Annotated in this window: 12 protein-coding genes; all 12 read left to right on the top strand. The window is 70.4% G+C overall.

Annotated elements, in window-relative coordinates:
- Positions 1-2: 2 nt before the first annotated feature.
- The 12 genes from AC27L4_RS09290 to nadC all read left to right on the top strand — a co-directional run bounded on the left by AC27L4_RS09290 (position 3) and on the right by nadC (position 12,552).
- Positions 3-797 (top strand): N-formylglutamate amidohydrolase, encoded by a 795-nt coding sequence (locus AC27L4_RS09290; protein WP_487141801.1) that lies wholly within the window; start codon positions 3-5, stop codon positions 795-797.
- A 1-nt stretch (position 798) separates the two neighbouring features.
- Complete coding sequence (locus tag AC27L4_RS09285) at positions 799-1,596, top strand: ABC transporter ATP-binding protein (RefSeq protein WP_487141800.1); 798 nt, start codon at positions 799-801, stop codon at positions 1,594-1,596.
- On the top strand, positions 1,589-2,317 hold the full coding sequence (locus AC27L4_RS09280; protein WP_487141799.1) for an ABC transporter ATP-binding protein: 729 nt from the start codon (positions 1,589-1,591) through the stop codon (positions 2,315-2,317). Before AC27L4_RS09285 ends, AC27L4_RS09280 begins: the two co-directional genes overlap by 8 nt.
- The gene (locus AC27L4_RS09275; RefSeq protein WP_487141798.1) at positions 2,314-3,216 is read left to right on the top strand and encodes a branched-chain amino acid ABC transporter permease; all 903 of its coding nucleotides are present in this window, start codon (positions 2,314-2,316) and stop codon (positions 3,214-3,216) included. The genes AC27L4_RS09280 and AC27L4_RS09275 overlap by 4 nt, the downstream gene beginning before the upstream one ends.
- On the top strand, positions 3,213-4,262 hold the full coding sequence (locus AC27L4_RS09270; RefSeq protein WP_487141797.1) for a branched-chain amino acid ABC transporter permease: 1,050 nt from the start codon (positions 3,213-3,215) through the stop codon (positions 4,260-4,262). The genes AC27L4_RS09275 and AC27L4_RS09270 overlap by 4 nt, the downstream gene beginning before the upstream one ends.
- Positions 4,259-5,437 (top strand): ABC transporter substrate-binding protein, encoded by a 1,179-nt coding sequence (locus AC27L4_RS09265; RefSeq protein WP_487141796.1) that lies wholly within the window; start codon positions 4,259-4,261, stop codon positions 5,435-5,437. The genes AC27L4_RS09270 and AC27L4_RS09265 overlap by 4 nt, the downstream gene beginning before the upstream one ends.
- A gap of 1 nt (position 5,438) precedes the next feature.
- Complete coding sequence (locus tag AC27L4_RS09260) at positions 5,439-6,188, top strand: cyclase family protein (protein WP_487141795.1); 750 nt, start codon at positions 5,439-5,441, stop codon at positions 6,186-6,188.
- A 658-nt stretch (positions 6,189-6,846) separates the two neighbouring features.
- Entirely contained in the window at positions 6,847-8,001 is a 1,155-nt protein-coding gene (locus AC27L4_RS09255; protein WP_487141794.1) for an IS4 family transposase, read from the top strand.
- Between the two features lie 168 nt (positions 8,002-8,169).
- Positions 8,170-9,117 (top strand): NUDIX hydrolase, encoded by a 948-nt coding sequence (locus AC27L4_RS09250; protein WP_487141793.1) that lies wholly within the window; start codon positions 8,170-8,172, stop codon positions 9,115-9,117.
- A gap of 58 nt (positions 9,118-9,175) precedes the next feature.
- A complete protein-coding gene (nadA, locus tag AC27L4_RS09245; RefSeq protein WP_487141792.1) occupies positions 9,176-10,159 on the top strand; it encodes a quinolinate synthase NadA in 984 nt (327 codons plus the stop codon).
- Positions 10,156-11,697 carry an L-aspartate oxidase gene (locus tag AC27L4_RS09240; RefSeq protein ID WP_487141791.1) on the top strand — a complete coding sequence of 514 codons (1,542 nt, stop codon included), beginning with the start codon at positions 10,156-10,158 and terminating at the stop codon, positions 11,695-11,697. Before nadA ends, AC27L4_RS09240 begins: the two co-directional genes overlap by 4 nt.
- Before the next feature lie 3 nt (positions 11,698-11,700).
- Positions 11,701-12,552: a carboxylating nicotinate-nucleotide diphosphorylase gene (gene nadC, locus AC27L4_RS09235; protein WP_487141790.1), complete on the top strand. Its 852-nt coding sequence runs from the start codon at positions 11,701-11,703 to the stop codon at positions 12,550-12,552.
- The last annotated feature ends 43 nt before the right edge of the window (positions 12,553-12,595 follow it).

The raw sequence follows: 12,595 nt of genomic DNA, 5'->3' as shown, positions 1-12,595 counted from the left end.
CCATGGTCGCCGCAGCCACCCGCAAGACCCTGCTCGGCGCCGCCGATCCCGCCCCGGTCGGCGTGCGCAACGGCGAGGCGCAGTCGCCGTTCCTCCTGATCTGCGACCATGCCGGCAACGCCGTCCCGGCGGCGCTGGACGGCCTCGGCCTCGACCGGGCCGAGCTCGACCGGCATATCGGCATCGACATCGGCATCCTCGGCGTGTCGGAGCGCCTCGCCGACCTCGTCGGCGCGCCGCTGGTGTTCCAGCGCTATTCGCGCCTGGTGGTCGAGTGCAACCGCCGCCACGACGCGCCGGACCTGATCGCGCCGGTCTCCGACGGCACGCATGTGCCGGGCAATCATGCCATCGGCCCGGCCGAGCGGCAGAGCCGCCTTGCCGAGATCGTCGCGCCCTATCACGGCGAGATCGTCGCCCGGCTCGACGACCGCGCCGCCCGGGACTTGCCGACGGTGCTGGTGTCGATGCACAGCTTCACCCCCTCGCTTCGGTCGCGGCCGGTGCCGCGGCCCTGGCATGTCGGGCTGTGCTACGGCGCCGACGAGCGTTTCACCCGCCCGGTGCTCGCTGCGCTGGACGCGGAACCGGGCCTGGTCGTCGGCCGCAACGAGCCCTACGGTGTCGACATGGACCACAGCTATTCGATCCCCGTGCATGGCGAGGAGCGAGGCCTGCCCTATGTCGAATTCGAGATCCGGCAGGACCTGATCGGCGATGCCGCCGGCCAGGAACTCTGGGCGGGCATCGTCGCGCGCGTCCTGCGCCGCGCCCATGCGGCCTTTGCGGGAGACTGAGATGGCGGACGCCGTGACCACCGGGGAGAAGGCCCGGCCCGTCGTCCTGAGGACGTCCGGGCTCACCAAGTCCTTTCGCGGGCTGGTGGCGCTGCGCGCCCAGGCGATCGAGCTGCGCGAGCGCGAGATCATGGGCGTGATCGGCCCGAACGGCTCGGGCAAGAGCACGTTCTTCAACCTGATCACCGGGTTTTCCCGGCCGGATTCCGGCGAGATCGAATTCCGCGGCCGTTCGATCGTCGGCGCGACGCCGGCGCGGATCGTGTCGCTCGGCATGGCCCGCACCTTCCAGGGATCGCGGCTGTTCGGCTCGCTGACCGTGGCGGAGAACGTCCTGGCGGCGGCGCAACTGCGCCACCGTGTCGGCCCCCTGGCCGCCGTGCTGCGGGGCCCGCGCTACCGCGCCCATGTCGGCGCGGCGCAGGCCATCGCCGACCGCCTGCTCGACCTGATGGGCCTGGCGAGCCAGGCCGGCCGCCCGGCCGTGGACCTGCCCTATGGCGACCAGCGGCGGCTGGAGATCGCCCGGGCGCTGGCGACCGAGCCGAGCCTGCTGCTGCTGGACGAGCCGGCGGCCGGGCTCAACTCCGGCGAGACGAAGGCGCTCACCGTCCTGATCCGCCGCATCCGCGACCTGTTCGGCACCACCATCGTCGTGGTCGAGCACGACATGGACCTGATCATGAACCTGTGCGAGCGCATCCAGGTGCTCGCCACCGGCGAGGCGATCTGCCTCGGCACGCCCGACGAGGTTCGCAGCCACCCCAGGGTAAGGGAGGCCTATCTCGGCCATGCCTGACGCCAGCCAGTCCCTGCTCAGTATCGACCGGCTCGCCGTCAGCTTCGGCGCGGTGCGGGCTCTCAAGGACATCACGCTCGAGGTGCGCGAGGGCGAGGTGGTGGCGTTGGTCGGCGCCAACGGCGCCGGCAAGAGCACGACGCTGCGCGCCATATCGGGCCTCGCCCGGCCGAAATCCGGGGCCATCGTCTTCGCCGGCGCCTCGATCGCCGGGTTGCCGCCGGTCCAGATCGTGCGCCGCGGCATCGCCCACAGCCCGGAAGGCCGGCGCCTGTTCGGCAGCCTGACGGTGGCCGAGAACCTCAGGCTCGGCGCCTGCACCCGCGGCGACAAGGCGGCGGTGGCGCGGGACGTCGAGCGCATGTTCGCGCTCTTCCCCATCCTCAAGCAGCGCTGGCACCAGCTGGCCGGCACCATGTCGGGCGGCGAGCAGCAGCAGCTGGCGCTGGCCCGCGCCCTGATGGCGGCGCCGCGCCTGCTCCTGCTCGACGAGCCCTCTCTCGGCGTCGCGCCGCTGCTGGTGCGCCACATCTTCGCGGCGCTGGCCGAGCTGAAGCGCCAGGGGATGACCATGCTGCTGGTCGAGCAGAACATCGCCCTGGCCCTCGACCTCGCCGACCGGGCCTATGTGCTGCGCACCGGCGCGGTGGCCCTGTCGGGTCTTGCCGCCGACCTGCGGTCGGACGACCGCATCGCTCAGGCCTATCTGGGGGCGGAATGACCAGCCTCGACTACATCATCCAGCAGATCATCAACGCCATCAGCCTCGGCAGCCTCTACGCGCTCGTGGCCGTCGGCCTGTCGATCGTGTTCGGGGTGCTGCGCCTGACCAATTTCGCCCATGGCGACGTGATGATGGTCGGCGCCTTCACCACGGTGGTGCTGAGCGGCTTCGGCCTGCCCTTCGTGCCGGCGCTGGTCTGCGGCGTCGCCGGCGCGGCGATCGCCGGGTTCCTGATCGAGCGCATCGCCTACCGGCCGATCCGCAGCGCACCGGACGTGACGCGCCTGCTGACCAGCCTCGCCGTCACCTACATCCTGGAGAATCTCGGCATCCTCCTCTTCACCTCCTCGCCGCGGAACTTCCCGCTGCCGGACCTGCTGAACGGTTCCTGGCAGGTCGGCGCCGGCGCGATCACCTTCACCAGCATCAATCTCCTGACCATCGCCCTGACCTTCGTGTCGCTGATCCTGCTCGGCTGGTTCATCACCCGCACCACGGTGGGGCTCGGCATGCGGGCGGCGGCCGAGGACATGGCGGCGGCCCAGCTCGTCGGCCTCGACGTCAACCGCCTGGTGATCATCGCCTTCCTGGTGGCCTCCGCCTATGCCGGGCTCGCCGGCGTGCTCTGGGCGGCCCAGGCCGGCGTGGTCCAGCCGCAGATGGGCTTCACGCCGCTGCTGAAAGCCTTCGTCGCGGCGATCATCGGCGGCTTCGGCTCGATCGCCGGCGCGCTGGTCGGCGGCTACATGCTGGGGGCGCTGGAGATCTTCATCGTCGCCTTCCTGCCCGACGCCGTGTCGCCCTATCGCGACGCGATCGTCTTCGCCCTGCTCATCGCCTTCCTGCTGTTCCGGCCGGGCGGGCTGCTGCAGCCGAACCGGGAGATCAAGCTGTGAGCAGGCCGGCGCGCATTCCCCTCGCCGTGGCGGCGGCGCTGATCGTGGCGACCGCGGTCGCCTTCGGCGCCCCGCATGTGATGGGCGATTACTTCGTCCGCATCCTGCTCCTGATGGCGCTGAACAGCATCCTGGTGCTGTCGCTCTCGCTCAGCAACGGCTTCACCGGCGTGTTCTCGCTCGGCCATGTCGGCTTCATCGGCGCCGGAGCCTATGTCTCGGGCATCCTGTCGCTGACCGTGCAGCAGAAGGCGGCGCTGCTGCCGCACCTGCCGGCCTTCCTCGGCAGCTTCAGCCTGCCCTTCCTGCCGGCGACGCTGGCGGCCGGGCTGTTCGCCGCGGTGCTGGCGGTGATCGTCGGCTATCCCCTGATGCGCCTCTCCGGCTATTTCGTCTCCGTGGCGACGATGGGCTTCCTGATCATCGTCAACGTCGTGCTGATCAACGCCTCGGACTTCACCCGCGGCGCCCGCACCTTCACCGGCGTGCCGCTGGAGACGACGCTGCCCTGGGTGTTCGGCTGGCTGGCGGTGACGCTGATCGTGCTCGCCCGCATGATCAGCTCGCCGTTCGGGCGGACGCTGAAGGCGGTGCGGGACGACACCATCGCGGCGAGCGCCATCGGCGTCGACGTGCTCAAGGCCCGGCTGATCGCCTTCGCCGTCGGCGCCTTCTTCGCCGGCGTCGGCGGCTCGCTCTATGCCCACTATCTCGGCTCGTTCTCGCCGACCACCTTCTACTTCGCCATGACCATGAACCTGATCGCCATGCTGGTGCTCGGGGGCATGGGCTCGCTCTCGGGCGCCATCGTCGGCGTGGTCGGCGTCACCATCCTGTCCGAGCTGCTGCGCTCGGTGGAGCGGGGCTTCTCGATCGGCGATCTCAAGGTTCCGGCGCTGTTCGGCGCCAGCCAGATCGTCCTCGGCTTCCTGTTCATCCTCATCATGATCTTCCGGCCGAAGGGGATCATGGGCGAGCGCGAGTTCACCTTCGGGCTCTCCGCACGATCGGCATCACACCGCCAGGCAGAAGGACAAGACAGATGATCACGCTGACACGACGCGGAGCCCTGCACCTGGGTCTTTGCGCGGCCGTCGTCTTCGGCGCCGCCGGCGCCGCACAGGCCGCAGACCCGATCAAGATCGGCTATTCCGCCAATCTCACCGGTGTCCAGGCCTCGCTGGACGGGCCGATGCTGAACGGCGCCAAGCTCGCCGCGGCCGAGATCAATGCCGCCGGCGGCGTGCTCGGCCGGCCGATCGAGCTGGTGATCTACGATTCCAAGAGCGACGCCACCGTCATCTCCACCGTGGCGAGCCAGCTGATCGACAGCGACAAGGTGGTCGGCATCATCGGCTTTGCCGATTCCGACAGCGTGCTGGCCATCGGCCCGCAGGTGCAGAAGGCGCAGGTCCCCTTCATCACCCCCGGCGCCACCTCGCCCAAGCTGCCGGGCCAGCTCGGCAACGAAATCTTCCTCGCCGCCTTCGGCGACAATGTGCAGGCGGCGGTCGGCGCCGAGTTCGCGCTGAACAAGCTCAACGCCAAGACAGCCTATCTGCTCACCGACATCGGCACCGAATACACCACCCTGCTGTCCGACTATTTCGTCAAGGCCTATGAGCACGGCGGCGGCAAGATCCTTGGCCAGGACAGCTACAAGATCGGCGACAAGACCTTCACCGCCCAGATCGCCAAGATCAAGGCGCTGCCCGAGAAGCCCGCCTTCATCTATTCCTCCTCGAATGCCGAGGAGATCGGCCTCATCCTCAAGCAGTTGCGGCAGGCGGGAATCGACCTGCCGGTGGTCGGCGGCGACGGCTACGACACGCCGCTGCTGCTCCAGGTCGGCGGCGACGCGGCCAACAACGCCTATTTCACCACCCATGCCTATATCGGCGACGGCGCCAGCGCCAATGTCCAGGCCTTCATGGACGCCTACAAGAAGACGACCGGCAACGTGCCCGAGAACGCCTTCGCGGCGCTCGGCTACGACGCGGTCAAGCTGATGGCCGATGCGATCAAGCGCGCCGGCGAGCCCGACCCGGCCAAGATCCGCGACGCCCTCGCCGCCACCTCCGGCCTGGCCGGCGTCACCGGCACCATCAGCTACCGCCCGGGCATCTCGGTGCCGGACAAGTCGGTGTCGGTGATCGGGGTCAAGGACGGCAAGCTGATGCTGGCCGGCGAAGCCGCCCCGTCCTTCGTCGCGGAGCCGTGACATGGCCGGCGGCAACGTACTCTGGGACCTGTTTCGCTCGCATCTGGCCGGCGCGACCTTCACGGACCTGACGCACCCCTTCCAGCCGGGGCAGCCGCATTTCGCGGCGTTCCCGGACGAGGAGCGCAGCATGGTGTTCGACTTCGCCAAGGGGGACGCCTTCCAGGTTCACCGCTACGGCTTCGTCGGCCAGTGGGGCACCCATGTCGACCCGCCCATCCACTTCATCAAGGGCGGGCGGACGCTGGACGCGATCCCGGTGACGGAGATGCTGCTGCCGCTGGTCGTGCTCGACATCGCCGCCCGGGCGGCGGCCGACCCCGACGCCATGCCGACGCTCGAGGATGTCGCCGCCTGGGAAGCCCGGCACGGCCGCATCCCGGAGAAGTCCTTCGTGGCGCTGCGCACCGGCTGGGCCTCGCGCTGGCCCGACGCCGAGCGCTTCTCCAACCGCTCGGCCGACGGCGTGTCGCACACGCCCGGCTGGTCGCAGCCGGTGCTGACGCAACTGTTCGAGGAGCGCGGCGTCACCGCGATCGGCCATGAGCAGATCGATACCGACCCCGGGATCGCCATCTCCGCCGGCGATTACCGGCTCGAGCACTATGTCCTGTCGATCGACCGCTGGCAGATCGAGCTCCTGGCCAATCTCGACAAGGTGCCGGAGGCCGGCGCCCTGATCATGGCGACCTGGCCCAAGGCCAAGGACGGCTCCGGCTTTCCGGCGCGGGCGATCGCCATCCACCGCTGACCGCCGGGATGCAGTCCCGCAGGACCCTCCCGGACCGGAGCAATAGGCGTGGGGACCCCTCTCCCTCCGGGCTGGCTCCCGCAGGGAGAGGGGGCTCGCGCCTCTCTTGACAGCCGGTCGCGCCAAGTGAACGCATCCGGGGATGGTCTTTCAAGCTGCCGCAACATCGTCGAACGCCCCCCAAGGTGAATGCGCACACAGGGCCGGCCCCCATAGGCGCTAAGGCGGCGTCCGGGACTAAGTGCTTCACCTCTATTTTGTGAAGCCCCCCTGTGGGCGAGATGGGCTCCATGCCGGACTTGCCGCGCCGCCCGCGTCTTCCCTCCGCAAGGGGGATGGGACCGGCCGGTGTCGCGCCTGGAACACTTATTCGCGGACGACGCCTAAGATAAGTGATCGTGGGAGACACGGGCTTGCCCGCTCCATCGCGTCATGGCCGGACTTGATCCCCCATCTCGACGAGATCGCATGCGATCTCGTAAGGGAACGTGACGATTGCAGAGCTGCCGCCACCCGATCCTGTGTCGTTGCGTGCGCGTGGATGGCCGGATCAAGTCCACGGCTGTCCGGTTGGTTTTGGTAGACAGGTTGCATGGCATTGATTCTACTTGTTTCCAAGCACTTGCCGGTGTTTTGGACACGAGAAGGAGCCAACGCCATGCGTCACCACAATAGCGTATTGCACGGGCTTCTGAAGCATGTGCCGTGGTCGGTGTTCGATCGGCTTGTGGATGAACAGGGAACGGATGCCCGGGTTCGGCGGCTGAGCACCAAGAGTCAGTTTGTGGCGCTGCTTTACGCGCAGCTTTCCGGCGCCGCCTCGCTGCGCGAGATCGAAACGGCGATGTCCAGCCACGCGGGCAGGCTCTATCACCTGGGCGTGCGTCAGGTGTCGCGCTCGACCTTGGCCGACGCCAACGCCCTGAGAACGCACGAGGTCTTCTCGGGCCTGTTCGCCCATATGGCGGCCCAGACCAGCCGGGGCTTTCGTCGGTCGAGCGCCGAGGTGGTGCGCCTGATCGACTCGACGAGCCTGCGGCTGTCGGGGATTGCTGCGGCCTGGGCACGCTTCTCCCGCAGCGCCGTCGGCGCCAAGGCGCACATCATCTACGACCCGGACGCCGACCGGCCGCTCTACCTTGAAGTCACGCCCGCCAAGGTCAACGACATCACGGCCGCGCACGCCATGCCCATCGAGCCCGGCGCCACTTATGTCTTTGATCTCGGCTATTATCATTACGGTTGGTGGGAGCGCCTGAACGCAGCCGGCTGCCGGATCGTCACCCGGCTCAAGAAGAATACGCCCCTGGCTCCGGTCGCCGAACAGCCTCTGCCGCCCGGATCGACCCTGCTCTATGATCGGATCGGCCACCTGCCCGAACGCCTGACGACGACGCGCATCAACCCCTTCCAGGATCCCGTGCGCGAGATCGGCGTCGTTCTCGATGACGGCAAAACACTGCGCATCCTCACCAACGACCTGGACGCCCCAGCCCAGGAGATCGCCGACCTCTACAAGCGCCGCTGGGCCATCGAACTCTTCTTCCGATGGGTCAAGCAGACCCTCCGCATCAAGCACTTCATCGGGCAATCGGAGAACGCCGTGCGCATCCAGATCGCCGTCGCCCTCATCGCCTACCTGCTGCTGCGCATCGCCAACGACGCCGTCAAAATCGTCGACAGCCCACTCGCCTTCGCCAGGCTCGTCCGCGCCAACATCATGCACCGTCGCAGCATCGACCAATTGCTCAAGCCGCCCACCATCCCAAAAAGCGACCCTCGCCAAGTCCATCTGGACTTACTCCCAACATGAACCGGACAGCCGTGGATCAAGTCCGGCCATGACGCCCACGTTGATTCGCTTGTTCGCGAACGGCCCCTTAGCGCCTATGGGGCCGGCCCCGGGGGGCCGGGCCGCTTTGCGCCGTGACGGGGCGATGCGCTATGTCATTCCCGTCGGGAACAGCCGAACGGAGAGGGAATGACCGCATCGCAGCAGGCGCAGGAGGCTGCGGGGAACGCCGTGGCGGCGGATCTGATCGCGGTGCTGGTGGCGGTTTCGGCCGGGGAGCCGCGGGTGCTGACGATTCGCGACGCGGCGGCGCTGCCGTCCGGACCGCTCGAGGCCGGCCATCGCTCGCTGCAATCGGGCCTGCGCGCCTGGGTCGAGCGGCAGACCGGGCATCCCGTCGGCTATGTCGAGCAGCTCTACACCTTCGCCGACCTCGACCGGGCGGGAGACGGCGACGGGCAGCGCGTCATTTCGGTCAGCTATCTCGGCCTGACCCGCGAGGGGGCGGCGCGGGAGCAGGCGCCGGGCTGGCGCAACTGGTACGATTATTTCCCCTGGGAGGATCATCGCGCCGGGGCGCCGGCCTGCCTGGAAGACGGGCTGGTGGCGCGGCTGCGGGCCTGGGCCGAGGCGGGCGCGGAGGCGGCGCGGAGTGAGCGCCGGCAGCGCGTCGCCATCGCCTTCGGCCTCGAGGGCAGCGACTGGAACGAGGAGCTGGTGCTGCAGCGCTACGAGCTGCTCTACGAGGCCGGCCTGGTGCCCGAGGCGCTGCGCGGCCGGCCGGAAGGGGCGGTGGTGCCGGCCGCCGGCCGGCCGATGACCGTCGACCATCGCCGCATCCTCGCCACCGGCATCGCCCGGCTGCGGGCCAAGATCAAGTACCGGCCGGTGGTGTTCGAGCTGATGCCCGCCACCTTCACGCTGCTGCAACTGCAGCGCAGCGTCGAGGCGCTGGCCGGGCGGCTGGTGCACAAGCAGAACTTCCGCCGGCTGATCGAGCAGCAGGACCTGGTCGAGGAGACCGGCGCCACCACCGCCGACACCGGCGGGCGGCCGGCGAAGCTGTTCCGCTTCCGCCATGCGGTGCTGGCCGAGCGGGCCGTGGCCGGCACGAAATTGCCGCTCACGCGGGCTTGACATCTCTTATGCTCAGGATCAGCATATGGCCACAATATGCTCATAGAGAGTATAAGACATGGCAAGCCTCAACGAAGCCCTGGCGCGCACGGCGCCGCTCTACGATCGGGTGCGGCGGGTGATCCCGCCGATGGAATGGCCGGTCTTCGCCGGGGACGTCGACGCCATCCTGGACCTGAAGCGCGAGCGCAATGCGGTGATCCTGGCGCACAACTACCAGACGCCGGAGATCTTCCACTGCGTCGCCGACCTCGTCGGCGACAGCCTGGCGCTGGCGCGCATGGCCGTCGACACCGAGGCCGACACCATCGTGCTGGCCGGCGTGCACTTCATGGCCGAGACCGCCAAGCTGCTCAACCCGGACCGCACCGTGCTGATCCCCGACATGCGGGCGGGCTGCTCGCTGGCCGATTCGATCACGGCCGCGGACGTGCGGCTCCTGCGCCAGCGCTATCCCGGCGTGCCGATCGTCACCTATGTCAACACCTCGGCCGCGGTGAAGGCCGAATCCGACATCTGCTGCACCTCCGGCAATGCCAAGGCCGTGGTGGAATCGCTCGGCGTCGACCGGGTGATCATGATCCCGGACGAGTTCCTCGCCCGGAACGTCGCGGCCGAGACCAAGGTGGAGATCATCGCCTGGAAGGGCCATTGCGAGGTGCATGAGCGCTTCTCGGCCGCGGAGGTCCGCCAGCTGCGCGAGGACCATCCCGGCGTCACCGTGCTCGCCCATCCCGAATGCCCGCCGGAGGTGGTGGCCGAGGCCGACTTCTCCGGCTCGACGGCGGTCATGTCGGACTATGTCCGCACCCGCCAGCCGGCCCGCGTCGTGCTGCTCACCGAATGCTCGATGAGCGACAACGTCGCGGTGCAGCACCCGAACGTCGAGTTCATCCGCCCCTGCAACCTCTGCCCGCACATGAAGCGGATCACGCTCAAGACCATCCGCGAGGCGCTGGAGCAGAACCGGCACGAGGTCACCATCGATCCGGCCGTGGCCGGGCGGGCCCGGCTGGCGGTCGAAAGGATGCTGGCGATATGACCCTCTCCCAACTCGCGGGGCGGCCGGTCGTCATCGGCGCCGGCCTCGCCGGCCTGATGACGGCGCTCAGGCTGGCGCCCGAGCCGGTGGTGCTGCTCTCCAAGGCGCCGCTCGGCGCCGACGCCTCCAGCCCCTGGGCCCAGGGCGGCCTCGCGGCCAGCCTGGGCGAAGACGACGACCCGGCTCGGCACCTCGCCGACACCCTCGCCGCCGGCGACGGGCTCTGCGACCCCGCGGCCGCCGGGCGCATCCTCGACGCCGCCCCGGCGGCGATCGCCGAGCTCGCCCGGCTCGGCGCCCGCTTCGACCGGGCGGCCGACGGCGCGCTGCAGCTCGGCCTCGAGGCCGCCCATAGCCGCAACCGCATCGTCCATGCCGCCGGCGACGGCACCGGCCGGGAGCTGATGCGCGCCCTGATCGAAGCGGTGCGCCGCACCCCGTCGATCGTCGTGGTCGAAGGGGTCGAGGCGCGGCGGATCCTGGTGGAGGACGGCGCCGTGGCCGGCGTGCTCGCCGCAGGATCCGCCGGCGCCGTGGCCCTGGCCTCGGACCGGGTGGTGCTGGCCACCGGCGGTATCGGCGGCCTGTTCCTCGACAGCACCAATCCCCTGGCCTGCTTCGGCCAGGGCCTCGCCCTGGCGGCGCGGGCGGGGGCGGTGCTCGCCGACCTCGAATTCATCCAGTTCCACCCGACGGCGCTGGACGGGCCGTCGCGGCCGATGAAGCTGGTCAGCGAGGCGGTGCGCGGCGAAGGCGCGGTGCTGATCGACGAGACCGGCCGGCGCTTCCTCGCCGGGATGCCGGGCGCCGAGCTCGCCCCGCGCGACGCGGTGGCGCGCGGCGTCTGGCGCCATCTCGCCGCCGGCCACCAGGTCTTCCTCGACGCGCGGCGCCGGCCCGGGGCGGATTTCGCCCGGCGCTTTCCCGGCATCGCCGCCCTCTGCCGCGAAGCGGGGTTCGACCCGGCCACCCAGCCGGTGCCGATCCGGCCGGCCGTGCACTACCACATGGGCGGCATCGCCGTGGACGAGGCCGGCCGCAGCTCGGTCGCCGGCCTATGGGCCTGCGGCGAGGTGGCCAGCACCGGCCTGCATGGGGCCAACCGGCTGGCCAGCAACTCGCTGACCGAGGCGGTCGTCTGCGCCGGCCGCGTCGCCGGGAGCGTGGCCGCGGCGGCGCCCGGCCGCGGCCGGCGGCTCGCCGCCCAGCCGCTGCCGCCGGCGGCGGATCCGGCGGCGGTGCGGCCGATCCTGTCGCGCGGGGTCGGCGTGCTGCGCGACGCGGCCGGCCTCGGCGCGGCGGTGGACGCGCTGCTGCCGCTCGCCGCCAATCCCGGCCCGGCGGCCGACCCGGCCGCGGTCGGGCTGATGATCGCCGTCGCGGCGCTGGGCCGCCGCGAGAGCCGTGGCGCCCATCACCGCACCGACTTTCCGCGGCCGGCGGCGGTGGCCCGCCGCTCGCGCCTCACCCTCGGCGAGGCCCTGGCCGCGGCCCGAGACCTCGCATCCCCCGTCCTGCCGCTCGCCAGGAGTGCCTGAGCCATGACCCTGTCGCCGCTGCCCCAGATCATGCTCGAGCCGCTGGTGCGGGCCGCCTTGCTGGAAGACCTCGGCCGGGCCGGGGATCTCACCACCGACGCGATCGTGCCGGCCGATTGCCGCGCGACCACGGTGCTGGCTGCGCGCCAGCCGGGCGTCGTCGCCGGGCTCGACCTGGCGGCGCTCGCCTTCCGCCTGATCGACCCGGCGATCTCGGTCGCCGCCCTGCGCGGCGACGGCGCCGCGGTCGCGCCGGGCGACGTCGTCGCCACCGTCGCCGGGCCGGCGCGCGGCCTGCTGACGGCCGAACGCACGGCGCTCAACTTCCTCTGCCGGCTCAGCGGCATCGCCACCGCCACGGCCGCCGTGGTCGCGGCGGTGGACGGCCACAAGGCGCGGATCGTCTGCACCCGCAAGACCACGCCGGGCCTCAGGGCGGTGGAGAAATATGCGGTCCGGGCCGGCGGCGGCAGCAACCACCGCTTCGGCCTCGACGACGCCGTGCTGATCAAGGACAACCACGTCGCCATCGCCGGCGGCATCCGGCCGGCGGTGGAGCGGGCCCGGGCCGGCGTCGGCCACCTCGTCAAGATCGAGCTGGAGGTCGACACCATGGCCCAGCTGGAGGAGGCGCTCGGCCTCGGCGTCGATGCGGTGCTGCTCGACAACATGACGCCGGAGGAACTCGGCCGGGCCGTGGCCATGGTCGGCGGCCGCGCCATCACCGAGGCGTCGGGGCGGGTGACGCGCGAGACCGCGCCGGCGATCGCCGCCACCGGCGTCGACCTGATCTCGATCGGCTGGCTGACGCACAGCGCGCCGATCCTCGACATCGGGCTGGATTATCGGGGGTAGGAGAGGGGGGGCGAGCGCGGCGGTCTCGAAGTTCGGCGCAGCG

The organism is Labrys sp. Lb11 (genome assembly GCF_057554225.1).
This window is presented reverse-complemented; position numbering and strand designations above follow the sequence as displayed.